The following is a 22,430-nucleotide window of genomic DNA, read 5'->3' as shown; positions in this document are numbered from 1 at the left end:
ATCAAGTGGGAGGGTCGTCGCCGTGAACCGTAAGTTGCTTGCCCTCGGAGCGCTCGCCGCGCTGTTTCCGGTCACGAGCGTTGCGGCGAAGCCACAGAAACAGCAGGCGCGTCCCGAGCTTTTCGAAGCGGTGGTTCGATGTCGCGGGGTCAGCGAGTCCGCCGCCCGGCTGAAATGCTTCGACGACACGACGGCCATGCTGCAGCAGGCCGCCGATCGGCGGGACCTCGTCGTCGTTGACAAGACGCAGGTTCGGGAAGCCAGAAAGAGCCTGTTCGGGCTCACGATGCCCGATCTCGGCCTGTTCGGCGGCAACGACGAAGGCGAAGAGGAACTGAAGCAGATCGAAGGCGTCCTCACCAACGTCGGCTCCAACCGCGACGGTTATTACACCTTCCTGCTTGCCGATGGAGCGCGCTGGAGCCAGATCGACGGGAAACCGATCGCAGTTGCGCCCAAGGCCGGCCACAAGGTGGTCGTCAAACGGGGCAGCCTGGGCAGTTACATGATGAGCGTGGCCGGGCAGCCGGGCGTGAAGGTCCAGCGGGTCAACTGATCCGCTTTCGCAAGAATGCGAGACCGGGACGGCAGCGCCGACCGACCTCAGCGTATTGGCCCAGCCAAGCGCGCCGGATCGATCCGGGCATCCTGCCAATGCGAGCCCCAGTACAGCTGCGGTCCGGTCGCACCTACGATGCCGATCGGATCGACCGGCATGCGGCGCCGCTGATCACGGGCGATCGCGAAGCGACGGGGCTGGTCTGCTGCGCCGGGCCTTCCCTAGTGTCAGAATTGCGGCACCGGGCGCTTCGGCGAGGGCCAACGACGATGCGCAGCCTAACGCAGGATTCAACCGCGTCCTTCGGCTTCGGTGGCGATCTCGGCACTGGCATAAGCCTCCTGCCGCGCGACGCTCCAGTAGCGCAGCGCCTCGAGTGCGATCGGCTGCTTCGAAACGGCGCAGACGACATGATCGCCCGGGCTCAGCACCCGGAACGTCCCCGCCATGTAATGAATCCGCGCCTCGCGGCCCTTGTTCGACATCAGCATCGTTTCGTCCTTCTCGCGCGGGATCTAGAGGCCGCGGCGATATCGCTCAATCTGTTGACACGTCGTCAGAGGAAGGTCGGCTGTTCCGGCGCCTTGCCGGGCCGGCGCGCTTCGCGACGTGGACGCTCCGGCGGCGGCGCCGAGAGCACCGGAGGCGGCTCGTCGCCGACCGCCGCCTCGACTTCGCCGTCGGCGAAGACCAGGCGGAGGCGCCCGGCATCGCGCGCGGCGGCGGCCGAAATCAGGGTCTTGCCGCCGCGATCCTCGACGCGGGCATAGCCGCGTTCGAGCGGCCTGTTGGGATGAGCGAGCTGCGCCACCCGCCAGAGGCCGTCCAGACGCTCGCGCGAGCGCCGGACGGTGGCGGCAAGCAGGCTTGGGCGGAGCGCGCCCGCCGCACGTCCGAGATCGCCGCGGGCATGGCCGAGGCGGGTACCGAGGGCGCGCGGCAGACGATCGCTGAGCTCGTCCAGACGCTGTTGCTGCGGCGCCAGCAACTGATCCCGGGCCGGAAAATGGCGCAGGCACGTCTCGAGCTTCTCGGCCGAGCGTTCGGCGGCACGCATCGCGCAGCGGCCGATCCGCTGACCGATCTCGCGCAACTGGGCGACGAGCTCGACCCGCACCGGCACCGCGATCTCGGCGGCGGCGGTCGGCGTCGGCGCGCGGATGTCGGCAGCGAAATCGCATAGAGTGGTGTCGGTCTCGTGGCCTACGGCCGAAATGATCGGGATCGAGCAGGCGGCGACGGCGCGCACCACCTCTTCCTCGTTGAACGCCCACAGATCCTCGATCGAACCGCCGCCGCGGGCAACGATGACCAGATCCGGCCGCGGCACCGGCCCGCCCGGGCGCAGAGCATCGAAGCCCCGTACCGCAGCAGCGATCTGCCCGGCCGCAGTCTCACCCTGAACCTGAACCGGCCAGACGATGACGTGGGTCGGGCAGCGATCCTCGAGACGGTGGAGGATGTCGCGGATCACGGCGCCGGTCGGAGAGGTCACGACACCGATCACCCGCGGCGCGAACGGCAGGCGCTGCTTGCGGGCGGCGTCGAACAGCCCCTCGGCGGCGAGGGCCCGGCGGCGCTTGTCGAGCAGCGCCATCAGGGCGCCCTGCCCGGCAAGCTCCATGCGCTCGATCACGATCTGGTAGCGCGATCGCCCCGGGAAGGTGGTGAGCTTGCCGGTGACGATTACTTCGACGCCATCTTCGGGCCGAAATTGCAGGGCCCCCGCATTGGCCTTCCACAGGACGCCGTCGATCACCGACTTGTCGTCCTTGAGGCAAAGGTAGCAATGGCCGGAGGCGGCGCGTTTCCAGCCACTTATCTCGCCGCGGACCCGAACGAAGCCGAACGCGTCCTCGACGGTGCGCTTCAGGCGCATCGACAGGTCCGACACGGTCATGGCTGGTGCGTTGTCGCCCGGCGCCTCAGTTGCTAGGAGCCCCCCCTCACCTGGAAATCCGGGGCCGCTTGGAGGGAAATCGTCCATGAATGTCCTGCTGCTTGGCTCGGGCGGCCGCGAGCATGCGCTCGCCTGGAAGCTCGCGCAATCGCCGCGGCTCGGCAAGTTGTTCGCCGCGCCCGGGAATCCGGGCATAGCGAACCATGCCGCCCTGGTCGACCTCGATGCCGCAGATCATCGCGCCGTGGTGGATTTCTGCCGCAAGGAAGCGATCGAGCTGATCGTGATCGGGCCCGAGGCGCCGCTGGTCGACGGCCTCGCCGACAATCTTCGCACGATGGGCTACGCCGTGTTCGGGCCGAACAAGGTGCCGGCCCAGCTGGAAGGCTCGAAAGGCTTCACCAAGGATCTGTGCGCGCGCTACGGCATCCCGACGGCACGCTACGTCCGCGCGTCCGACCGCCTCGCCGCCGAGGCCGCTTTGCCGGAATTCACGCTGCCGGTGGTGATCAAGGCGGACGGCCTTGCCGCCGGCAAGGGTGTGATCATCGCGGAAACCGACACCGAGGCCCAGGCGGCGCTCGATTCGATGTTCCAGGGCGGCTTCGGAGGTGCCGGCGCATCGGTGGTGATCGAGGAGTTCATGACCGGCGAGGAGGTCAGCTTCTTCGTGCTGACCGACGGCAAGGCGATCGTGCCGCTGGGCTCGGCGCAGGATCACAAGCGGGTCGGCGACGGCGACACCGGCCCCAATACGGGCGGCATGGGCGCCTACAGCCCGGCCTCGATCCTCACCCCCGCGCTGGAAACGCGGGTGATCGACGAAATCATCCGCCCGACTGTCGCGGCGCTGGCGGAGCGCGGCGCCCCCTTTTCAGGCGTGCTCTTCGCCGGCCTGATGCTTACCGACGACGGCCCCAAGCTGATCGAGTATAATGCGCGGTTCGGCGACCCCGAATGCCAGGTGCTGATGATGCGGCTGGAAACTGATCTGCTCGAACTGCTCGAGGCGGTTGCGCGCGGCCGTCTCGAAGAGGTCGTCCCGCCCCGGATGCGGAAGGAGGCCGCACTCACGGTGGTGATGGCGGCCGACGGATATCCCGGCACTCCGGACAAGGGCGGTACCATCGCCGGCCTCGACGTGGCGGAAACCGGGGCGGTCAAGATCTTCCATGCCGGCACTGCCGTCCGAGACGGCAAGCTCGTCGCGAACGGCGGCCGCGTACTCGCGGTGACCGCGCTCGGGGGGGACGTCGCGGCGGCGCGCGACGCGGCTTATGCCGCCCTTGCGCAGATAGACTTTCCGACCGGTTTCTGCCGCAAGGACATCGGCTGGCGAGAAATCGCGCGGCTCCGCGGCCACGGCGGGACCAACGCCTGAGCGCCGGGAGCGCTGGACAGCGGAGCTTTCTGCCATAGACTAGGTTTTGGGGAGGAGGAGGCGACATGAAGACACATGTGAAAATCCTCATCGGGCTGCTTGCCGCGCTGGCGATGGGGTGGATCTGGCACGGACCGGGTGGCCAGGGTGACGCCCTGGTCGGCGGGATCGAGCGGGCGGCGCAAGCGGCAGCGGCGCAAGCGGAGCTGCCCGGTATTTCCGTGCGCATGGTGCGGGAGCCGCTAAGCCGCACCGTAATCGTCAGCGGCACCGCCAACGATCTCCAGCGCGAAGGCCTCGGCAGCCAATGGGGCATCAAGGATTATGTCCGCGCCGTGCCCGGCGTCGCCCGCGTGCGCTGGGACGACGAGCCGGGCGGCAACGGCCTGCCGCTGCTCGCCGAGACCCTGATCGTGGTCGCGCTGGCTTATTTCGCAGGCCTCGTGATCGGGGCCCTGATCTTCGGCAGGCGCAAGCGCCAGAGCTTCCTCGACTGAAGGATAGACCGATGCTGTTCGTCGCCAATTCCAATCTCATTGCGCTGGGTCTGGGGCTGCTGATCGGCCTCGTCGTCGCTTTCTGGGTCTTCAAGCTGGGACGGAGGCTCCCGCCCGAGAGCGACGGCAGCGTCGGCCAAAGCGCCACCAGCGCCGAAGATCGGCCGCACACGAACGATACGGAGACGCCGCTGCCATGAACCTCGACACCAACACCCTGCTGATCATCGCCGGCGCGCTCGTCCTGCTCGTGCTCGCAATCATCCTGATCGCGCGCAGCTCCAAACAGCGCGTGCAGGTCACCCAGCAGGATGCGCGTCCGGTGGCAGCAACCACGGCGCGCGCGATCGACCTCGCGGAGGGACGCGGGGTCGCCGACGAGGGCGCAGCCGCGGCGAAGGATGTCGCTGGCGAGATTCTTGGCGTCGAGGCCCATCCGATCGTCTCCGAAGCGAGCGGTCCACCGGACAATCTCCAGCAGCTGAAGGGAGTCGGTCCGAAGCTCGCCGCCCAGCTGAACGCCGCAGGGATCACCCGCTTCGACCAGCTTGCCCGGCTGTCGGCCAACGAGCTTGCGCTTCTCGACGACCGCATGGGTGCGTTCAAGGGCCGCCTCGCCCGCGACCGGGTCGGCGATCAGGCCGCCTATCTGGCACGCGGCGACACCGACGGGTTCGAAGCGCAATTCGGGAAATTGGGCGGGACCGCCTGATCCCGATGCTCTCCGGCACGTTTGGAGAGTGAGCGCAGGAGTTCAGGCTCCACTTCAAGCTTCGCGGTCTGGCCCCGCCACTCTTTCGCTGGAGAGCTGCCGATTACCCTCTGCGGCCGCGGACGACTTCGCTGGCGAGGAGTTTGTCGATCTTGAAGCCGTCCATGTCGACGATCTCGAAGCGCCAGCTGCCGAAGGAGAAGCGTTCGCCGACCTCAGGAATGTGCTTGAGCACGGAGAGCGCGAACCCCGCCGCAGTGGCATAGTCGCGATCTTCAGGAAGATTGATGCCGAGGCGGTCCGACATCGCGTCGGCGGGCAGCGATCCGGACACCCACCAACTGCCGTCCTCGCGCTCGACCAGCGGCGCCTCGCTTCCGGGATCGAAGTTCGAAGCGAACACGCCGGCGAGCGCGGAGAGCAGGTCGGCCGGGGTGACGACGCCTTCGAAATGGCCATATTCGTCATGAACGAACGCCATCGGCACATCGGCATCGCGCAGCACCGCGAGGGTATCCATCGCGTCCATCTGATCGGCGACGACTGGCGCCTCGCGAACCAAGGCGCGAAGATCGAGCGCGCGATCGTCGATGAAGGCGGCGACGATGTCGCGCGCCTGAACGACGCCGAGCAATGTGTCGACCGACCCTTCCGCCACCGGAAGCCGGCTGTGCTGCGCGTTGCGAAGCGCCTCGCGCAATTCCTCGGTGGAGGAATCGACGTCGATCCAGTCGACATCGGTGCGCGGTGTCATCACCTCGCGCGTGGGGCGATCGGCCAGCCGCACCACGCCGGAAATCAAGGCGCGCTCATATTCCTCGAGCACCCCGGCGCTGTGCGCCTCGGCGACGACGATCTGGAGTTCCTCGGCGGTGACCTTGTTCGATTCCTCGCGGCGGAGGCGGAGCAGGCGGAAGATGAGGGCGCTGGTGCGATCGAGCAGCCACACCAAGGGCGCGGTGATCCGCGCGATCCACAGCATGGGCGTCGCCATTGCGGCGGCGATCGGCTCGGGCGCGCGCAACGCGAATTGCTTGGGCACCAATTCGCCGATCACAAGCGACGCGTAGGTGGTGATCAGGATGACGATGCTGAAGCCGATCGTTGCAGCGGTCTCGGGGGCAATTCCGAGCCGGGCGATCCGCTCGCCGACCGGGCCGCCGAGGCTGGAGCCCGAATAGGCGCCTGCCAGGATGCCGATCAGGGTGATTCCGATCTGGACGGCGGACAGGAACCGGCCGGGATCGGCCGCGAGATCGAGTGCGGTCTGGGCGCCTCGCCGACCGGCCTTCGCCATCGCCCGCAGCCGCGGCTTGCGCGACGAGACGATGGCAAGCTCCGCCATCGCGAACACGCCGTTGAGCGCGATCAGCAGGAGGATGACGATCACGTCGATCCACGGAAAGGGGGAGAGCGCGGAAGGCGGCATAGCGCGCGCTCCCCATAGCCGCATATCCCAAGGTCCCACAACCTCTTCCGCGCAGAGGGTCGCAACGTCCCCTAGGGAACAACCCGCTGCGCCGAGCGGTTCACAACGCCATTCAACCCCTTTCAGGGAAAGGAATGCGTATGCGTATCTCCAAACGGCTGTGCGGCAGCCTTGCCGCCGCGGCCCTGCTCAGCAGCACCGCGGCCTGTGTCACCAATCCGGAAACCGGCGAACGGCAGGTTTCGACCAAGGGGGCGATCGGCGGCGTACTCGGCGCGGTTGCCGGCTATTTTGCCGGTGACGTGATCGGCGGCAAGCGCGATCGCACCGAGCGGATCGTCGGCGCCGGCATCGGCGCCGTCGCCGGCGGCGCGGTCGGCACCTATATGGATCGGCAGGAAAAGAAGCTTCGCGAGGACACTGCCGGCACCGGCGTCGAGGTCGATCGGCAGGGTAACGAGTTGCTGCTGACGATGCCGTCCGGAATCACCTTCCCGGTCAACAGCGCGCAGATTCAGCCCCAATTCCACACAACGCTCGACCAGGTCGCGCAGACCCTGTCGTCCTATCCCTCGACTTTGATCGACGTCTACGGCCATACCGATCCCTCGGGCGGCGACGCGATCAATATTCCGCTGTCGCAGCAGCGGGCGCAATCGGTGGCGGGCTATCTCGGCCAGCGCGGCGTTCAGATGCAGCGGATCGCCACCCAGGGCTTCGGATCGAGCAGGCCGCTTCAGGGCAACACCAACGCCACCGAATCGGAACGTGCGGCCAACCGCAGGGTCGAGATCCGGATCGTCCCGCTGGAGCAGCAAGGGGCGTGAGCTGAGCCGGGGAGCGCCTGATCATGGCGCTCCCGTCGGCGGGTCATCGGATGGCGGAGGGGCCAATGACGGCGGCCCCTCCACCGCATTCCTGCGGTCCACCTCCCCAAGCTTGCTTACCGGCGGTCGCGGAAGAAGGTGCGGAGCAGGTCGCCGGACGCGTCTTCGGCAATGCCTGGGAACACTTCGGGTGCGTGGTGGCAGGTCGGCTGGCCGAACAATCGCGGGCCGTGCAGCACGGCCCCGCCCTTGGGATCGCCCGCACCGAAATAGAGCCGGTTGATACGGGCAAGGGCGATCGCGCCGGCGCACATCGCGCATGGCTCCAGGGTGACCCACAGATCGCACTGATCGAGACGCGAGGTCCCAAGGGCAGCGCCGGCGGCGCGAATCGCGACCATCTCGGCATGCGCGGTGGGATCGGCGCCTTCGCGCATGCGGTTACGGCCGCGCGCAACGATCTCGCCCGCGCGGGTCACCACGGCGCCGACCGGAACCTCGCCCGCTTGCGCGGCCGCGCGCGCTTCCTCGAGCGCGGCATGCATCGGATCGGTGAACGGCCGGACCATGCCGCTCCTGCTACAAGGCGGCGGTGGCGGCCGGAAGCGGGTTACTGCTGATTGTCGACGGTCACGACCGGAACATCCACCTGCTTGGTGGTGGTGCCGACGTTCGGCACCTGAACGTTGGCCGTCGTCGTGCCGACCTCAAGATCGTTGACCTTGGGGTTAAGGCTCGTGGTCTGGCCGTTCGGCGTCTGGAACCAGGTAAGCCAGCCGGTCGCAGTCATTCCGATAAGAACCAGAATGATCAGGGCGACGATGATCAGGATCGCGCGCAACATGGGTTATGCTTCCTCCAATTGCTCGATAACGGACGTCCGGCAAATCGGTTGCACATCCGCAACGATCGGGTGAGACCGGGAATCGGGTTGACTGAAAGCGCCTCCAAGGTTATCCGCCGCCCGGTTTTCCGGGGACATGTCTCCCCGCATCAATCAGGACGAGAGACTATGTCGCGCATTTGCGAACTGACCGGCAAGGGCCGGCAGGTGGGTCACAATGTTTCCCACGCCAACAACAAGACCAAGCGTACCTTCCTGCCGAACCTGCAGAACGTTACGCTGATTTCCGATTCGCTCGGCCGCGGCGTCAAGCTGCGCGTGTCGATGAATGGCCTGCGCTCGGTCGAGCATGTCGGCGGCCTCGACAACTGGCTGACCAAGACCTCGGACGAGAAATTGAGCCTGAAGGCGCGTCGCCTGAAGCGCGAAATCGCCAAGAAGGTCTCGGAAACCGTCGCAGCCTGAACCGGACGGCCGAAAGGCCGTCCCCGCGTTCGAGCTTCTGAAGCGTCGCTGCACATCGTGCGGCGACGCTTTCGGCGTTGGCAATATGTTTTGATGTTCTGGCATCGCAGCACGTCGCCGGGTTCACGCCTCAAGCGCGAACTTGAGCAGCAGGCTTCGCTGGAGCGGCATATAATTGTCGTCGGAGGCGAGCCAAACGATGGTCCGGCCGTTCTCCCGGGTCACGCTCACCGCCTCCATGTTGTCGACGGTGAGCGGCGGCGCGAAGGCAGCAATCTCCTGCGGCTGGATCAGGAACCCGGCGCGCGGCGGCGGCACCGGGGCGATCGCGAGCTTCGCCTTCATGCCGGAAACGAAGCTGATCCGGCGGTTGAGCAGCAGCAGGCGCCCGTCGGGGAGCAGTGTCGCGTCGGTGATCCGATATCCGGCCGGGGGACGGTAGCGCATCCTGAGCGCACGTGCTCCCGGCACTGAAGGATCGCCCGGGAACATCAGGACGTCGGTCGTTCCGCCGTCTCCTTCGGAGAAGACGATGAAACGGCCGTCGGGAAGCCGCACCATCGCTTCCGGCCCATTATTCTCCTCCCATTGGCGCATTGCGGCTGGACGGCCGCCACCGAGCTCACGCCACTCCGGAAGTGCGAATCGCCACACGCCATTCTGGCGCTCAAGCCCCACCCAGGCGGTTCTGCCGTTCACGATCAATGATTCGACGTCGCGTTGCGCCTTGTTCACGGGGGCGCCGGATCCCGTTCGCACCGGCTGGACACTCGCCCGGCGGGTGCCTGCTCCCGAAGGAACCGGGAAGCGGACCAGCCAGCCCGAATCGCTGACCGCGATCACCCTGTCACCCTCGACATGCATCGCCGAAATGCCGCCGAAGCGCCAATCGTTGCTCTCCATGTTCCAGCCGGCAAGGAACACCAGCTTGCCCACGGACACGTCGCCGGGCCGTCCCGCTTCCACAGGAACGGGCTGGAAATCGATCAGGCTGACCAGCGGCGGCGGTGCGGGAGGCGTGATCCGGATCGGCGCGAAGGTGCCAAGAAGGAGGAGTGCCACGAGGCAGAACAGAATACGCACGGTTCATTCTAGAACCCAAGCGCGCCCACGGCACCCGCTTTTTGCCTGAACCTTGGCTGACACCTCCATTCAGGACCGGCTCAAACGAATCGGGGCATAAAGCGTTCAACGACCAAGGGCCGGCGCTGGCGACTTACCGAAAGCGACGCGCCGACCGAAGCAGTCGAAAGGAGTTCGATCATGTTCAGGAAAGCCACTCTCGCCGCGGTTGCGGCTGTGACCGCGCTGAGCGCCATCCCCGCCGCCGCCGAAGCGCGGCCTCGCGGCGGCTATTACAATGATGGTTATTACAGCTCGCGCTATGACGACCGGTACGATCGCGGTGACCGCTACGATCGTTACGAGCGGGGTGATCGCTACGGCCGCTACGATCGCTACGACAATTATGATCGCCGCTACCGCCGCGGTGACCGCTACGGCTATCGTGGGGACCGCGGATGCAGCGGCACCACCGGAACGATCATCGGCGGCGTCGCCGGCGCTCTGACCGGCCGCGCGATCGATCGCAGCGACCGCGGCCGTTGGGGCCGGCGGGACAGCGGCACGACCGGCGCGATCATCGGTGGTGCGCTTGGTGCGCTCGCGGGCCGGGCTGTCGACAAGTCCAGCTGCGACAATCGCTACTACCGCTAAGCCGCTTGCGTTCCCTCCTGTAGCGTAGCGAGGGCAGCCGGTGCTTCCGAAAGGGAGCACCGGCCTTTTCCATGCGGCCTTTTCGCAATCGCCGGCTTTGCGACCGCGATTCGCACCGCGCGCTCAGGCCGTGTCGAACAATCCGGCAAGTTGCTCGATCATCGTCCCGCCGAGCTGCTCGGCATCCATGATGGTGACCGCCCTCTGATAGTAACGCGTGACGTCGTGGCCGATGCCGATGGCGATCAGCTCGACCGGTGATCGATCCTCGATCCACCCGATCACCTGCCGCAGGTGGCGCTCCAGATAGGTACCGGAATTAACCGACAGGGTCGAATCGTCCACCGGAGCGCCGTCGGAGATCACCATCAGGATGCGGCGCTCCTCGGGACGGGCGATCAGGCGATTGTGGGCCCAGAGCAGGGCTTCGCCGTCGATATTCTCCTTGAGCAGGCCTTCGCGCATCATCAGGCCGAGATTCTTGCGAGCGCGCCGCCAGGGCTCGTCCGCCTGCTTGTAGACGATGTGCCGGAGATCGTTGAGCCGCCCGGGCGTCGCCGGACGACCGGCGGAAAGCCATTGCTCGCGCGCCTGCCCGCCCTTCCAGGCGCGGGTGGTGAAGCCCAGGATCTCGACCTTGACCCCGCACCGTTCGAGCGTGCGGGCAAGGATGTCGGCGGAGATTGCGGCGATCGAGATCGGCCGTCCCCGCATGGAACCCGAATTGTCGATCAGCAGGGTGACGATGGTGTCGCGGAAATCGGTGTCCCGCTCGATCTTGTAGGACAGCGAATGGGCCGGGTTGACGATCACCCGTGCCAGCCGCGCGGCATCGAGGATGCCCTCTTCCTGATCGAAATCCCAGCTTCGCGACTGCTGCGCCATCAGCCGGCGCTGAAGGCGATTGGCAAGTTTGGTCACCGCGCTCTGCAAGTGGGTGAGCTGCTGGTCGAGATAGGCCCGCAGCCGGGTCAGCTCGGCGTCGTCGCAAAGCTCCGTCGCCTCGACGACTTCGTCATATTTGTCGGTGAATGTGCGATAGTCGAAATGGGGCGGAAGATCCGAGAGCGGCCGATTCGGCCGCACCGGCATCATCCCGTCTTCGCCGTCCTGACCGAGGCCATCCTCGCCTTCGGCCATCTCCTCCTCGGTGAAGTCGCTCTCGGTCTGCTCGCCCTCGGCATCGCCCTGCTCGACCCGGATGTCGGCTTCGCCCTCGCCGCCGCCATCCTGATCCTCGTCCTGGTTCTCGCTCTCGTCGCCCTGATCCTGCTGATCGCCCTCGGACTCGAGATCGCCTTCGGGGTCTCGTTCCGCTTCGACGTCTTTCTCGACGAGCTCGAGATCCTCGAGCACCCGCGTTGCCAGGGCGGCGAACGCCGCCTGATCGTCGAGCACCAGCCCCAGCGCATCGAGATCCTTGCCGGCCTTGGCTTCGATCCACTCGGAAACGAGCTTCAGCCCCTCGCGGGCGGCTTCGGGCGGCGCCTGACCGGTCAGGCGTTCGCGCACGATCAGGCCGAGTGCGGTGCCGAGCGGCACCTCGGCACGGTTGCGGGCGCGGGTGATCGGATCGGTGCGCATCCGCATCTCAACCATGGAACCGAGATTCGCCCGGACGCCGTCCATTCCGCGCGAACCGAGCGCCTCGACCCGCGCCTGCTCGGCGGCGTCGAACACGGCACGCGCGATATCATCGGCGGGTGCATGACGGGCATGCACGCCGGCATTGTGGTGGCGCAGCTTCAGCGCTGCCGCATCGGCATAGCCGCGTGCTTCCGCGACATCGCGCTCGGGCAGGGTACGGCCGGGCATCGGCACCTTGACCGACTTGCCGACCGTGCCGGGCGGATCGGCGGTGAAGCCGAGCTCAAGCTCCGGCTCGCGCGCGATCGCCCGCGCGGTGCCGTTCAGCGCTTGGCGGAAGGCTTCGAGAGGGGAATCATTGTGTGGCAATCACGCCTTCCCGACGATGCTTTCCGGCAGATCCTTGCCGAACACGCGCTGGTAATATTCGGCGATCATCGGCCGTTCCGCCTCGTCGCACTTGTTGAGGAAGGTCACACGGAAGGCAAAGCCGACATCGTTGAAGATCAAAGCATTCTGCGCCCAGCTGATCACCGAGCGGGGGCTCATCACGGTCGAGATGTCGCCGTTCATGAAGCCTGCGCGGGTGAGCTCCGCGACCTTGATCATCCGCTCGACCTCTTGACGGCCGCCTTCGTGATCATATTCGCCGGACTTGGCGAGCACGATCCGCGCCTCGATCGTGGCCGGCAAATAGTTCAGGGTGACGACGATGTTCCAGCGGTCCATCTGGCCCTGATTGATCTGCTGGGTACCGTGATAGAGGCCGGTCGTGTCGCCGAGGCCGACCGTGTTGGTGGTCGCGAACAGGCGGAAATAGGGGTGCGGGCGAATCACCCGGTTCTGATCGAGCAGGGTGAGCTTGCCCTCGGTTTCCAGCACGCGCTGGATAACGAACATAACGTCCGGCCGGCCGGCATCATATTCGTCGAAGACCAGCGCGGTCGGGGTCTGCAGCGCCCAGGGCAACAGGCCTTCGCGGAATTCGGTGACCTGCTGCCCGTCGCGAAGCACGATGGCGTCGCGACCGATCAGATCGATGCGGCTGATATGCGCATCGAGGTTGATCCGGATCAACGGCCAGTTGAGACGGGCCGCGACCTGCTCGATGTGGGTCGACTTGCCGGTGCCGTGATAGCCCTGCACCATCACCCGGCGATTTTTGGAAAATCCCGCGCAGATGGCGAGGGTAGTGTCGGCATCGAAAACATAAGCAGGATCGAGATCGGGCACGCGCTCGTCGGCTTCCGAGAAGGCCGGAACTTCCATGTCCGAATCGACCCCGAACAGGTCGCGCACCTTCACCATACGATCGGGCGTATCCATCACGGTCTCGCCGCGGCTGGCAGGGTTGGAATTGGCAAGATCGGCCATGGTCAGTCTTTCGTGAGTTCAGGCGAAGGCAGGTCGGGATTTGAGCTGCGTATAGGCCTCGATCACGGCCTGCAACGCTTTCTCATGGCTCCTGTCCCCGCCATTGCGATCGGGATGATAACGGCGGACGAGATCGGCATAACGCTGGCGCAGCTGCCGCCGGTCCGTGTCGACCGCAAGACCCAGCACCTGCAGGGACTTGCGGTCGGCGGCACTCAGTTCACGGCCGTCGGCGCGCGACGCCTCTTGCGCGGCGGCTCGGCGGAAACGGGCGCCGATGGCATCGAGCGGATCGGCGAAATCCGCCCAAGGCGGCGGCCGGTCGCCGCCACCGGTGGCGAAAGCGCGGGTCTCCCGATCCCAGCCGCCATACGGAGTCTGAGCGCGCTCGATCTCCTCGCTGCTCATGCCTTCGAAATAATTGTACCCGGAATTGAATTCGCGGATGTGATCCAGACACAGCCAGCGCCAGCTGCCGGGCCCATCGGAGGACGGGCCGCGCCCCGCCGGTGCACGAAATTCGCCGGGCGCCTCGCACCCGGGCCGGGCACAAAGCCCCTGTCCTTCCACTCGGCCGTGAAACCGGGTCTGCCGCTTGCCCGCCGTCGCCACCCTATGCCTTTCATCATCAAAAGCCGTATATAGGCGCCATGACAGCGCATTTAACCGGCCCCGTCGCCCAGGAAATCGCCCAACGCTTGCAGTTGGCGCTCGCTCCCGAGAGCCTGCAAGTCATTGACGACAGCGAGAAACACCGCGGACACGCCGGCCATGACAGCCGCGGCGAAAGTCACTTCACTGTCGAGATCGTCGCCGAGCGGTTTCGCGGCCTCGGCCGCCTCGACCGCCAGCGGGCGGTCAATTCGGCGCTTGGCGACCTGCTCCGCGAGCGGGTTCATGCGCTTGCAATCAAGGCGCGCGCTCCAGGCGAGTGAGCGGCTCAATCAAGGAAAACATCCGTTGGACGATCTCATCCTGCAGACGCTGCTGCCGACCAGCCACGATCTGGGTGGCTTCAAGGTCCACCGTACCTTGCCACACAAGGAGCGAACGACGATAGGGCCGTTCATCTTCTTCGACCAGATGGGCCCCGCCCACCTGCCGGAGGGCGGCGGAATCGACGTGCGGTCGCACCCGCACATCAATCTCGCCACCGTCACGTATCTGTTCGCGGGCGCGATCGACCATCGCGATTCGCTCGGCACCTTTCGGACGATCGAGCCCGGCGCGGTCAATCTGATGACGGCCGGCCGCGGCATCTCTCATTCCGAACGCTCGCCCACCGCCCTGCGGCCTGCGGGACCGGAGCTCAGCGGGATCCAGACGTGGCTCGCATTGCCGAGCGCGAAGGAGGAGATGGATCCCGCTTTCGAGCACGTGCCCAAGGCCGATCTGCCGGTGGTCGAGGGCAGCGGCGCCACTGCGCGGGTGGTGATGGGGAGCCTGTGGGGCGCGACCTCGCCGGTGACCTGCCATAGCGAGACGATCTACGCCGACATCCACCTCCTCGCCGGCGGCAGCATGCCGATCGATCCCGAGGCGGACGAGCGCGCCCTCTATGTCGCCGAAGGGGAGGCGAGCCTCGACGGGCTGACGCTCGCGCCGCAGAGTCTCTACGTGCTGCGGCCCGGCATTTCGGCGACCCTGCGATCGAACCGCGGTGCCCATGTCATGCTGTGCGGAGGCGCCCCGCTCGACGGGCCGCGCCACGTCTGGTGGAACTTCGTTTCCTCGCGCCGTGAACGCCTTCGCGAGGCCCGGCAGGACTGGAAGGCAGGGCGGTTCCCGTTGCCGCCGGACGATCGTGACGAGTTCATCCCGCTTCCCGAAGTTCCGAAAACGGTGAGCTATCCCTGATGACCGAGTCCCCCCTCGCGCGGATTGCGCTGTCGACCGGCATCAGCCTCGACGTCTGCCTCGCCGGCCCGCGCGACGGGGAGCCGATCCTGTTTCTGCACGGCTTCCCCGAATCGCATCGCACCTGGCGCAACCAGATCGAGGATCTTTCGCGCGACCATTTCGTGATCGCGCCCGATCAGCGCGGCTACGCCCGATCGGACAAGCCGGAAGGCGTCGAGCAGTACAAGACTAACATCATCGTCGCCGATGCCCTGGCGCTGATGGATGCGCTTGAGATCAAGCATTTCACCCTCGTCGGCCACGACTGGGGCGGCGCGGCTGCGTGGGCCGCGGCCCTCCTCCACCCGTTCAGAGTGAAGCGGCTGGTGATCCTCAACGCCCCGCACCCTTTGATCTTCCAGAGGTCGCTGATCGAAGACAGAGCGCAGCGCGAAGCCTCGCAATATGTCCGATTCTTCCGCAGTCCGGAGGCGGAGGCCGGGATCCTGGCGATGGGTCTGGAAGCCTTTCTGGAGAAAGTTCTGCTCGGCAATGCCGATCCTGCCATGCTTCCAGTCGAGGAGCGGCGGGCCTATCTCGACGAATGGAAGGAGCCGGGCGCGCTCACCGCCATGCTCAACTGGTATCGGGCCACCAGCCTCGAAGTGCCGGAGACGGACGAAGAGGCCAGGCTCCCTGTGTGGACCCATGCGCCCTTCCCCAAGCTTCGCATGCCGACCCTGGTGATCTGGGGCCTCAAGGACGTCGCGCTGCTGCCGATCCAGCTCGAGCGCCTGACGGACGTCGTCGCGGATTTGCGCATCGTCACCTCTCCGACCGCCGGCCACTTCATCCCGTGGGAGGAACCGGGCACGGTAACAGCGGCGATTCGAAACTTCCTGGCCGACAGCGGCGGCTGAGCGCAGCGACGGCGCCCGGTGCGCGGATGCTTTAGGGTTGGCCGAATCCTCGCCCTGACGCTATGGGCCCCCTCCCATGGCAAAGACCACCGCCCGTTCCCGATCCCGCTCCGCCGCCCGGCTCGCCGCAGTGCAGGCGCTCTATCAGCACGAGATGGAGCAGACTCCGGTCCCGACCCTGCTTCACGAATTCCACATGCACCGCCTCGGCGCGACCATCGAGGGCGTGGAATATGAGGATGCGGAGGTCGACTTCTTCGACGACATTGTCGTCGGCGTGCAGGCCCGCGCCGCAGAGCTCGACGAACTCGTCGCCGCCAAGCTGGCACGCGACTGGTCGCTCCATCGTCTCGACCGCCCGATGCGCCAGATCCTGCGCGCCGGCGCCTACGAGTTGGTCGCCCGGATCGACGTGCCGACCGGCACGATCATCTCCGAATATGTCGACGTTGCCAAAGCCTTTTACGACAAGAAGGAAGCGGCGTTCGTGAACGGCCTGCTCGACGCTGTCGCAAAGGACGTACGCAAGTAGGGCCACGTCCCACTCTGCCTCATCTTCGCCCGCCAAGGTTGGCGGGAGGGTGGGGTTGCGGCCGACTCCGCGGTAGGATGCGGCGGATGAAGCGAATGTCACGATCCTCGGATTGCACCGTCCTCATCGATCGAGGACGTCCTTCATGACGGGCGAGGGCGCCTTCCTTGCGGAGCTCAGGGCACTTGCGACCGCTCCCGCGGCGCGGGGTTTCGGCGACGATGCCGCGGTGCTTGCGGTCGGCGGCGCGACGCTCGTTCTCACCCACGACATGATCGTCGAGGGCGTCCACTTCCTTCGCGACGACCCGCCTGGCGATGTCGCCTGGAAGCTGCTCGCCGTGAACCTGTCGGATCTTGCCGCCAAGGGCGCCAGGCCCCTGGGGGTGCTGATGGGCTACACTTTGCGCGAACCCGATTGGGATGCCGTGTTCGTGGCCGGCATGGGGCGGGCGCTTGCCCATTTCGGCGTATCCCTGCTCGGCGGCGACACCGTGTCCGCGCCGGCCGGTGCGCCACAAAGCCTCGGCCTCACCGCCATCGGCGAGGCGGCCGGGCCAGTCCCGGCGCGGTCGGGTGCGAGTGCTGGGGAAAGTCTGTGGGTTACCGGCACGATCGGTGACGCCGGCGCCGGCCTGCGCGAACTTCAGGGCGGCAGGAGGGGGGGACCGATGATCGAGCGCTATCGCCGTCCTACGCCCCGGCTCGAAGCCGGACCGCGGCTTGCCCGTTTGGCGGGAGCGATGATGGACGTATCCGACGGATTGCTGATCGATGCGCGGCGCATGGCCGAGGCGAGTGGCACGGCAATGACAATCGACATCGGACACGTCCCTCTCTCGGGACCGTTGATCGCAGCAGAGGGCGAAAGCCGCGCCACGCGACTTGCGGCGGCGACTGCCGGCGATGATTACGAACTGCTCTTCTCTGCGAATGATGCTGCAACGCAAGATATCTTCGCAGTTGCGGAAGAATTGCGGCTGAACGTCACCAGGATCGGCCGAGTCTCGCCAGGATCCGGGCTCCAGCTTCGTGACGGCAACGACTTGGTGACCTTGCCGGAAAGCCTCGGCTGGGAGCATCGGGCACTCGGCTGACCGCAGCCACTTCGTCCGGGATGGACGAAGACCCATGTCATCGGTTGCATTTCTGCGCGCTGCGCCTTTAGAACCCCTAACGACCGGGCGAGAAACGTCTTCGGAAAAAGCGGCCCGACCCGGCGCATAAAGGGGAAGGAAGCCAATGACAGTCGTGTTGATTGCCATCATTTGCGGGCTCGCCGCAGTGGTCTACGGCATCGTCACCAGCCGGCAAGTGCTCGCGCAACCCGCGGGCAACGAACGGATGGTCCAGATCGCCGGCGCCATCCAGGAAGGCGCCAAGGCCTATCTCGGCCGCCAATATACCACCATCGCCATTGTCGGAGTGGTCGTCGCCATTCTCGTCGGCCTGTTCCTCGGGCCGATCGAGGCGGCCAGCTTCGTCGTCGGAGCGCTGCTGTCCGGCGCGGCCGGCTATATCGGCATGAACATCTCGGTCCGCGCCAATGTCCGCACCGCCGAGGCCGCGCGCCTGTCGCTGCAGCGCGGTCTCACCACCGCCTTCCGGGCCGGTGCCGTTACCGGAATGCTGGTCGCGGGACTCGCTTTGCTCGCCATTGCCGGTCTGTTCTACATCCTCGTCGACACGCTGGGTGCAAGCCCGAACGGCGAGGTGGTGATCCGTTCGCTGACCTCCCTTGCCTTCGGCGCATCGCTGATCTCGATCTTCGCTCGTCTCGGCGGCGGTATCTTCACCAAGGCCGCCGACGTCGGCGCCGATCTCGTCGGCAAGGTCGAGGCCGGCATTCCGGAGGACGACCCCCGCAACCCGGCCGTCATCGCCGACAATGTCGGCGATAATGTCGGTGACTGCGCGGGCATGGCCGCCGATCTGTTCGAAACCTATGTCGTCACCGTCGGCGCCACCATGGTGCTGATCGCCCTGCTCGTCTCGGGCAGCCCCGAGCAACTGACCGCCCTGATGAGCCTGCCGTTGATCATTGGCGGAGTCTGCATCCTGACGTCGATCGTCGGCACCTACATGGTTCGCCTCGGTGCCAAGCAATCGATCATGGGCGCGCTCTACAAGGGTTTCTGGACCACCGCTCTGCTGTCGATCCCGGCGCTCTGGTACGTCACCTGGCGCACGCTGGAGGGCAACATGAACAGCCCGCTCGGCGGCGCACGCGACGCCACCGGGCCCGAGCTCGACCCGGCCACCGCCGCGGATGCGCTGACCGGCGGCTTTACCGGCATGGACCTGTTCTGGTGCATGATGGTCGGCCTCGGCGTCACCGCGCTGCTGGTGTGGATCACCGAATATTATACCGGCACAAATTACCGGCCGGTGCGATCGATCGCCAAGGCCTCCACCACCGGTCACGGCACCAACGTGATCCAAGGCCTGGCGATCAGCCTGGAATCCACCGCATTGCCGACCCTGGTCATCTGTGCGGGCATCATCATCTCCTACCAGTTGGCGGGTCTGATCGGCATCGCGTTCGCGGCGACCGCGATGCTTGCACTCGCGGGCATGGTCGTCGCCCTCGACGCCTACGGCCCGGTCACCGACAATGCCGGCGGTATCGCCGAAATGGCCGGCCTGGAGGATGAGGTACGCCACCGCACGGATGCGCTCGATGCGGTCGGCAACACCACCAAGGCGGTGACCAAGGGCTATGCGATCGGCTCGGCCGGTCTCGCCGCCCTGGTGCTGTTCGGTGCCTACACGACCGATCTCGATCGGTTCGCCGCCGAGCTCGGCATCGGACCGGCGGGCGTCGATTTCGAACTCTCCAACCCCTATGTCGTGGTCGGACTGCTGCTCGGCGCGCTGCTGCCCTATCTGTTCGGGGCGATGGGCATGACCGCCGTGGGCCGAGCGGCCGGCGAGGTCGTGATCGATGTGCGAGAGCAGTTTCGGAGCAACAGCGGGATCATGGAAGGCACCAGCCGGCCCAATTATGCCCGCACCGTCGATCTCGTCACCAAAGCCGCGATCCGAGAGATGATCGTCCCGTCGCTGCTGCCGGTGCTGGCGCCGATCGCCGTCTTCTTCGGCATCTCGCTGATCGCCGGACGCGAGCAGGGCTTCGCGGCGCTCGGCGCCCTGCTGCTCGGCGTGATCGTCTCCGGCCTGTTCGTCGCCATCTCGATGACGTCGGGCGGCGGCGCCTGGGACAATGCCAAGAAGTATATCGAGGACGGCAATTACGGCGGCAAAGGCTCCGAGGCCCACAAGGCCGCGGTGACCGGTGACACGGTCGGCGATCCGTACAAGGACACCGCCGGCCCGGCGGTCAACCCGATGATCAAGATCACCAACATCGTTGCTCTCCTTCTCCTGGCGGCGCTCGCCGCCGGCGGCTCAGGAGGCTAATTTTTCCGAGCTTACGGAACAAGCAAGGCTCCGTCCCCCGTGGACGGAGCCTTTCCTGTCAGAGCGGCAGCGGCAGGGCACTGGCGGCGGGAAAACGGTGGCTGAGGACCGTTCGGCACGAAGATGCAGCAAGCATCTTGATTGCTTGCATATTGAACTGCTCTGCGCCTTCCATTTCGCGGCTCCAGCCGCTATGGCGGCGCGAATTTTTGTTGGATCCAGAGGATAAATGGCCAAGGAAGAACTTCTCGAAATGCGCGGGCAGGTCGTTGAGCTGCTGCCCAACGCCATGTTCCGCGTCCGGCTCGAGAACAATCACGAGATCCTCGGCCATACTGCGGGCAAGATGCGCAAGAATCGCATCCGAGTCCTCGTCGGCGACGAAGTGCTCGTCGAGCTGACCCCTTATGATTTGACCAAGGGTCGGATCACCTATCGCTTCAAGTAAGGCGCGCCCCATGCGGCTCGTCCTGGCTTCCTCCAGCCCGCGCCGGCTGGAGCTCCTCGCGCGCATCGGCGTCACCCCCGACGCGGTCACGCCGGCCGACATCGACGAGACGCCGCGTCGCGGCGAGCTTCCGGCCCCTTATGCCGTTCGCGTCGCGGCCGAAAAGGCCGGCGCCGTGCCGGCGCCCGGCAGCCTCGTCCTTTCCGCCGACACGGTGGTCGCGGCAGGACGCCGTATTCTTCCCAAGACCGACGACGAAGAGGAAGCGCGCGCGACGCTGAAATTGCTGTCCGGCCGGCGTCACACCGTGCTGTCGGCGGTTACCCTGGTCGATGCCGACGGCAGAGCACGTCACCGCCTGTCGACCAGCATCGTCACCTTCAAACGGCTTAGCGACGACGAACGCGAATCCTATCTCGCCACCGGCGAGTGGCGCGGCAAGGCGGGCGCCTACGGCATACAGGGCCGCGCCGAGGCTCTGATACGCGCCATGTCCGGCAGCTATTCCGGAATCATGGGCCTGCCGCTCTACGAGACCCGGGCGCTGCTTCGCGCCGCCGGATATCCCCTTGCCTGAGTGGCTCTACGAGGAAGGCATCGGCGAGAACCGCGCCATCCTCGTCGAGGGCGATGATATCGTTGAAGCGGCGATCGAACTGCCGGCGAGCATCCGCTTCGGCGCGATCGTCGAGGCGCGTCTGACTCAGATCCACGTCGCCGGACGGCGGGGGCTTGCCGTGTTCGACGGCGGCGAGGCAATTGTCGAGCCGCTGCCGCGGCACATCAATCAGGGCCAGGCAATCCGGATCGAAATCGTCCGCGAGCCGATCCCGGAAGCCGGAAAGCCGAAGCCGGCGCGTGCCCGCTTCACGGAGGAGGCACCACGGCAAGGACCAGCCCTACTGGAGCGGATCGGTACGCCGGCGCCGCAGGGCTTCGGCGGCGACGACCGATTCGAGGCAACGGGCTGGTCCGAACTTCTCGAGGACGCGATGACCGGCGAGATCGCCTTTGTCGGCGGGTTGCTCCGGATGAGCGTCACACCCGCAATGACCCTGTTCGACGTCGACGGAGCGCTTGCGCCCGCAGAACTCGCCGTCGCCGGTGCAGAAGCGGCGGCGCGCGCGATCCGCAGATTCGGCATCGGAGGATCAATCGGCGTCGATCTTCCCACCATCCCGGGCAAGGCCGAACGACAGGCGCCGGCCGCTGCCTTCGACGCGGTGTTGCCGCAGCCCTTCGAGCGCACTGGGGTCAACGGCTTCGGTTTTCTCCAGATCGTCCGCCGCCGTCCGCGCGCCTCGCTTCCCGAGCTGCTCCAGGGCGACCCGGTCGGCGCCGCGGCGCGTGCGCTGCTGCGCCGCGCGGAGCATGCGCCGGGTGTCGGCGAGCGCATCCTGCGTGCGGCGCCATCGGTGATCGCCCGGATCGAAGCCAATCCGGAATGGCGGGACAGGCTGGCCCGGCGGATCGGCTCCGCCGTCGTCTTGCAGGCAGAACACGGGCTCGCCATATCGGCGGGGCATGTCCACAGCCTCCACGTCTAGGAAGCGCTCCGGCTGCCCGCTCTGCGGCAAGCCGGCGACGCCCGATCACACGCCCTTCTGCAGCCAAGGCTGCCGCGACCGCGACCTTTTGAACTGGCTCGGCGATTCCTATCGCGTGCCGGGGCCGCCCGCCGACGAATTCTCCTCGGATGGGCTGGACAGCGAGCGCTAAGCCCTTCTATAGGCGCGCTCGGCTGCACACGCAGCCCATGCCCAGGTAGCTCAGTTGGTAGAGCACGTGACTGAAAATCACGGTGTCGGCGGTTCGATCCCGTCCCTGGGCACCATTTTCCAAGCGCATCCCTGAATGGACACCGGCCTGAGCCGACGACTGGCGTGAACCTGGCCGGCACCACCGCACTTAGGCCATAGCGGGAACTTCGGCGGGCTTCGTTCATCTCCCTTCCGGACCTTGCCGGTCCGAAAACCCCGAT

27 protein-coding genes and 1 tRNA gene are annotated in these 22,430 nt (G+C 66.4%); 19 read left to right on the top strand and 9 right to left on the bottom strand.

The window, feature by feature from the left end:
* Positions 1-22 precede the first annotated feature (22 nt).
* On the top strand, positions 23-556 hold the full coding sequence (locus tag C7I55_RS05690; RefSeq protein WP_146150935.1) for a hypothetical protein: 534 nt from the start codon (positions 23-25) through the stop codon (positions 554-556).
* Between the two features lie 293 nt (positions 557-849).
* On the opposite strand, the gene C7I55_RS05685 is transcribed toward C7I55_RS05690, so the two are convergent.
* Together C7I55_RS05685 and xseA are read right to left on the bottom strand one after the other, a co-directional pair.
* Complete coding sequence (locus C7I55_RS05685; RefSeq protein WP_106511937.1) at positions 850-1,050, bottom strand: DUF2093 domain-containing protein; 201 nt, start codon at positions 1,048-1,050, stop codon at positions 850-852.
* A 65-nt stretch (positions 1,051-1,115) separates the two neighbouring features.
* Positions 1,116-2,546, bottom strand: coding sequence for an exodeoxyribonuclease VII large subunit (gene xseA, locus C7I55_RS05680; protein WP_106511936.1), 1,431 nt, complete (start codon positions 2,544-2,546; stop codon positions 1,116-1,118).
* On the opposite strand from xseA, the gene purD reads away from it, so the two are divergent.
* The 4 genes from purD (at position 2,545) to C7I55_RS05660 (ending at position 5,049) form a co-directional block, all read left to right on the top strand.
* Positions 2,545-3,840, top strand: coding sequence for a phosphoribosylamine--glycine ligase (gene purD / locus C7I55_RS05675; RefSeq protein ID WP_106511935.1), 1,296 nt, complete (start codon positions 2,545-2,547; stop codon positions 3,838-3,840). The two genes, xseA and purD, sit on opposite strands and share 2 nt — an antisense overlap.
* 65 nt (positions 3,841-3,905) lie before the next feature.
* Positions 3,906-4,337, top strand: coding sequence for a hypothetical protein (locus C7I55_RS05670; protein ID WP_106511934.1), 432 nt, complete (start codon positions 3,906-3,908; stop codon positions 4,335-4,337).
* 11 nt (positions 4,338-4,348) lie between these two features.
* Complete coding sequence (locus tag C7I55_RS05665) at positions 4,349-4,537, top strand: hypothetical protein (RefSeq protein WP_106511933.1); 189 nt, start codon at positions 4,349-4,351, stop codon at positions 4,535-4,537.
* Positions 4,534-5,049, top strand: a complete 516-nt coding sequence (locus tag C7I55_RS05660) for a hypothetical protein (protein WP_106511932.1) — start codon at positions 4,534-4,536, stop codon at positions 5,047-5,049. Before C7I55_RS05665 ends, C7I55_RS05660 begins: the two co-directional genes overlap by 4 nt.
* A gap of 103 nt (positions 5,050-5,152) precedes the next feature.
* On the opposite strand, the gene C7I55_RS05655 is transcribed toward C7I55_RS05660, so the two are convergent.
* Positions 5,153-6,478 carry a hemolysin family protein gene (locus C7I55_RS05655; RefSeq protein ID WP_106511931.1) on the bottom strand — a complete coding sequence of 442 codons (1,326 nt, stop codon included), beginning with the start codon at positions 6,476-6,478 and terminating at the stop codon, positions 5,153-5,155.
* Between the two features lie 140 nt (positions 6,479-6,618).
* Between C7I55_RS05655 and C7I55_RS05650 the strand changes: the two genes are divergently transcribed.
* A complete protein-coding gene (locus C7I55_RS05650) occupies positions 6,619-7,305 on the top strand; it encodes an OmpA family protein (protein ID WP_106511930.1) in 687 nt (228 codons plus the stop codon).
* Between the two features lie 116 nt (positions 7,306-7,421).
* On the opposite strand, the gene C7I55_RS05645 is transcribed toward C7I55_RS05650, so the two are convergent.
* Entirely contained in the window at positions 7,422-7,874 is a 453-nt protein-coding gene (locus tag C7I55_RS05645; protein ID WP_199192741.1) for a nucleoside deaminase, read from the bottom strand.
* Positions 7,875-7,915: 41 nt separating this feature from the next.
* Positions 7,916-8,149, bottom strand: coding sequence for a hypothetical protein (locus tag C7I55_RS05640; RefSeq protein ID WP_106511929.1), 234 nt, complete (start codon positions 8,147-8,149; stop codon positions 7,916-7,918).
* A 168-nt stretch (positions 8,150-8,317) separates the two neighbouring features.
* On the opposite strand from C7I55_RS05640, the gene rpmB reads away from it, so the two are divergent.
* Positions 8,318-8,614 (top strand): 50S ribosomal protein L28, encoded by a 297-nt coding sequence (rpmB, locus tag C7I55_RS05635; RefSeq protein ID WP_106511928.1) that lies wholly within the window; start codon positions 8,318-8,320, stop codon positions 8,612-8,614.
* A gap of 123 nt (positions 8,615-8,737) precedes the next feature.
* Here rpmB and C7I55_RS05630 read toward each other — a convergent pair whose 3' ends face one another.
* Complete coding sequence (locus tag C7I55_RS05630; RefSeq protein WP_158266299.1) at positions 8,738-9,697, bottom strand: esterase-like activity of phytase family protein; 960 nt, start codon at positions 9,695-9,697, stop codon at positions 8,738-8,740.
* Between the two features lie 180 nt (positions 9,698-9,877).
* Between C7I55_RS05630 and C7I55_RS05625 the strand changes: the two genes are divergently transcribed.
* A complete protein-coding gene (locus C7I55_RS05625; RefSeq protein ID WP_106511926.1) occupies positions 9,878-10,330 on the top strand; it encodes a glycine zipper 2TM domain-containing protein in 453 nt (150 codons plus the stop codon).
* A 123-nt stretch (positions 10,331-10,453) separates the two neighbouring features.
* Here the strand turns inward: C7I55_RS05625 and cobT are convergent, their stop codons facing one another.
* Genes cobT through C7I55_RS05610 form a run of 3 tightly spaced genes read right to left on the bottom strand, consistent with a single transcriptional unit; the run spans position 10,454 to position 13,903 of the window.
* Positions 10,454-12,286 (bottom strand): cobaltochelatase subunit CobT, encoded by a 1,833-nt coding sequence (gene cobT / locus C7I55_RS05620; protein WP_106511925.1) that lies wholly within the window; start codon positions 12,284-12,286, stop codon positions 10,454-10,456.
* Entirely contained in the window at positions 12,287-13,291 is a 1,005-nt protein-coding gene (gene cobS, locus C7I55_RS05615) for a cobaltochelatase subunit CobS (RefSeq protein WP_106511924.1), read from the bottom strand.
* Between the two features lie 18 nt (positions 13,292-13,309).
* Entirely contained in the window at positions 13,310-13,903 is a 594-nt protein-coding gene (locus C7I55_RS05610) for a J domain-containing protein (protein WP_106511923.1), read from the bottom strand.
* A 38-nt stretch (positions 13,904-13,941) separates the two neighbouring features.
* On the opposite strand from C7I55_RS05610, the gene C7I55_RS05605 reads away from it, so the two are divergent.
* The 11 genes from C7I55_RS05605 to C7I55_RS05555 all read left to right on the top strand — a co-directional run bounded on the left by C7I55_RS05605 (position 13,942) and on the right by C7I55_RS05555 (position 22,283).
* On the top strand, positions 13,942-14,226 hold the full coding sequence (locus C7I55_RS05605) for a BolA family protein (RefSeq protein WP_106511922.1): 285 nt from the start codon (positions 13,942-13,944) through the stop codon (positions 14,224-14,226).
* A 25-nt stretch (positions 14,227-14,251) separates the two neighbouring features.
* Positions 14,252-15,148 carry a pirin family protein gene (locus C7I55_RS05600; protein ID WP_233222066.1) on the top strand — a complete coding sequence of 299 codons (897 nt, stop codon included), beginning with the start codon at positions 14,252-14,254 and terminating at the stop codon, positions 15,146-15,148.
* Positions 15,148-16,050 carry an alpha/beta fold hydrolase gene (locus tag C7I55_RS05595; protein ID WP_106511920.1) on the top strand — a complete coding sequence of 301 codons (903 nt, stop codon included), beginning with the start codon at positions 15,148-15,150 and terminating at the stop codon, positions 16,048-16,050. The genes C7I55_RS05600 and C7I55_RS05595 overlap by 1 nt, the downstream gene beginning before the upstream one ends.
* Positions 16,051-16,126: 76 nt before the next feature.
* Positions 16,127-16,582 (top strand): transcription antitermination factor NusB, encoded by a 456-nt coding sequence (gene nusB / locus C7I55_RS05590; protein ID WP_106511919.1) that lies wholly within the window; start codon positions 16,127-16,129, stop codon positions 16,580-16,582.
* Positions 16,583-16,727: 145 nt separating this feature from the next.
* Entirely contained in the window at positions 16,728-17,678 is a 951-nt protein-coding gene (gene thiL / locus C7I55_RS05585) for a thiamine-phosphate kinase (RefSeq protein ID WP_106511918.1), read from the top strand.
* A 145-nt stretch (positions 17,679-17,823) separates the two neighbouring features.
* On the top strand, positions 17,824-20,001 hold the full coding sequence (locus tag C7I55_RS05580; protein ID WP_106511917.1) for a sodium-translocating pyrophosphatase: 2,178 nt from the start codon (positions 17,824-17,826) through the stop codon (positions 19,999-20,001).
* 229 nt (positions 20,002-20,230) lie between these two features.
* Positions 20,231-20,449 (top strand): translation initiation factor IF-1, encoded by a 219-nt coding sequence (gene infA / locus C7I55_RS05575; protein WP_106511916.1) that lies wholly within the window; start codon positions 20,231-20,233, stop codon positions 20,447-20,449.
* Positions 20,450-20,459: 10 nt separating this feature from the next.
* Positions 20,460-21,026 (top strand): Maf family protein, encoded by a 567-nt coding sequence (locus tag C7I55_RS05570; protein ID WP_106511915.1) that lies wholly within the window; start codon positions 20,460-20,462, stop codon positions 21,024-21,026.
* Entirely contained in the window at positions 21,019-21,996 is a 978-nt protein-coding gene (locus C7I55_RS05565; protein WP_106511914.1) for a ribonuclease, read from the top strand. The genes C7I55_RS05570 and C7I55_RS05565 overlap by 8 nt, the downstream gene beginning before the upstream one ends.
* Positions 21,974-22,168, top strand: coding sequence for a DNA gyrase inhibitor YacG (gene yacG / locus C7I55_RS05560; RefSeq protein ID WP_106511913.1), 195 nt, complete (start codon positions 21,974-21,976; stop codon positions 22,166-22,168). Before C7I55_RS05565 ends, yacG begins: the two co-directional genes overlap by 23 nt.
* Before the next feature lie 39 nt (positions 22,169-22,207).
* Positions 22,208-22,283 (top strand) — tRNA-Phe (locus C7I55_RS05555).
* The last annotated feature ends 147 nt before the right edge of the window (positions 22,284-22,430 follow it).

The sequence above is a fragment of the Allosphingosinicella deserti genome, assembly GCF_003012735.1.
GTDB classification, from domain to species: domain Bacteria; phylum Pseudomonadota; class Alphaproteobacteria; order Sphingomonadales; family Sphingomonadaceae; genus Allosphingosinicella; species Allosphingosinicella deserti.
This window is presented reverse-complemented; position numbering and strand designations above follow the sequence as displayed.

Excerpts from the sequence above, each read along its gene's own strand:
- C7I55_RS05685 (WP_106511937.1), bottom strand. The coding sequence starts at position 1,050 with ATGCTGATGTCGAACAAGGGCCGCGAGGCGCGGATTCATTACATGGCG.
- cobS (WP_106511924.1), bottom strand. The coding sequence starts at position 13,291 with ATGGCCGATCTTGCCAATTCCAACCCTGCCAGCCGCGGCGAGACCGTG.
- thiL (WP_106511918.1), top strand. The coding sequence starts at position 16,728 with ATGACGGGCGAGGGCGCCTTCCTTGCGGAGCTCAGGGCACTTGCGACC.
- purD (WP_106511935.1), top strand. The coding sequence starts at position 2,545 with ATGAATGTCCTGCTGCTTGGCTCGGGCGGCCGCGAGCATGCGCTCGCC.
- C7I55_RS05665 (WP_106511933.1), top strand. The coding sequence starts at position 4,349 with ATGCTGTTCGTCGCCAATTCCAATCTCATTGCGCTGGGTCTGGGGCTG.
- C7I55_RS05660 (WP_106511932.1), top strand. The coding sequence starts at position 4,534 with ATGAACCTCGACACCAACACCCTGCTGATCATCGCCGGCGCGCTCGTC.
- C7I55_RS05570 (WP_106511915.1), top strand. The coding sequence starts at position 20,460 with ATGCGGCTCGTCCTGGCTTCCTCCAGCCCGCGCCGGCTGGAGCTCCTC.
- infA (WP_106511916.1), top strand. The coding sequence starts at position 20,231 with ATGGCCAAGGAAGAACTTCTCGAAATGCGCGGGCAGGTCGTTGAGCTG.
- C7I55_RS05580 (WP_106511917.1), top strand. The coding sequence starts at position 17,824 with ATGACAGTCGTGTTGATTGCCATCATTTGCGGGCTCGCCGCAGTGGTC.
- C7I55_RS05670 (WP_106511934.1), top strand. The coding sequence starts at position 3,906 with ATGAAGACACATGTGAAAATCCTCATCGGGCTGCTTGCCGCGCTGGCG.
- C7I55_RS05605 (WP_106511922.1), top strand. The coding sequence starts at position 13,942 with ATGACAGCGCATTTAACCGGCCCCGTCGCCCAGGAAATCGCCCAACGC.
- C7I55_RS05655 (WP_106511931.1), bottom strand. The coding sequence starts at position 6,478 with ATGCCGCCTTCCGCGCTCTCCCCCTTTCCGTGGATCGACGTGATCGTC.
- C7I55_RS05650 (WP_106511930.1), top strand. The coding sequence starts at position 6,619 with ATGCGTATCTCCAAACGGCTGTGCGGCAGCCTTGCCGCCGCGGCCCTG.
- nusB (WP_106511919.1), top strand. The coding sequence starts at position 16,127 with ATGGCAAAGACCACCGCCCGTTCCCGATCCCGCTCCGCCGCCCGGCTC.
- C7I55_RS05625 (WP_106511926.1), top strand. The coding sequence starts at position 9,878 with ATGTTCAGGAAAGCCACTCTCGCCGCGGTTGCGGCTGTGACCGCGCTG.
- rpmB (WP_106511928.1), top strand. The coding sequence starts at position 8,318 with ATGTCGCGCATTTGCGAACTGACCGGCAAGGGCCGGCAGGTGGGTCAC.
- C7I55_RS05595 (WP_106511920.1), top strand. The coding sequence starts at position 15,148 with ATGACCGAGTCCCCCCTCGCGCGGATTGCGCTGTCGACCGGCATCAGC.
- xseA (WP_106511936.1), bottom strand. The coding sequence starts at position 2,546 with ATGGACGATTTCCCTCCAAGCGGCCCCGGATTTCCAGGTGAGGGGGGG.
- C7I55_RS05640 (WP_106511929.1), bottom strand. The coding sequence starts at position 8,149 with ATGTTGCGCGCGATCCTGATCATCGTCGCCCTGATCATTCTGGTTCTT.
- yacG (WP_106511913.1), top strand. The coding sequence starts at position 21,974 with ATGTCCACAGCCTCCACGTCTAGGAAGCGCTCCGGCTGCCCGCTCTGC.
- C7I55_RS05645 (WP_199192741.1), bottom strand. The coding sequence starts at position 7,874 with ATGGTCCGGCCGTTCACCGATCCGATGCATGCCGCGCTCGAGGAAGCG.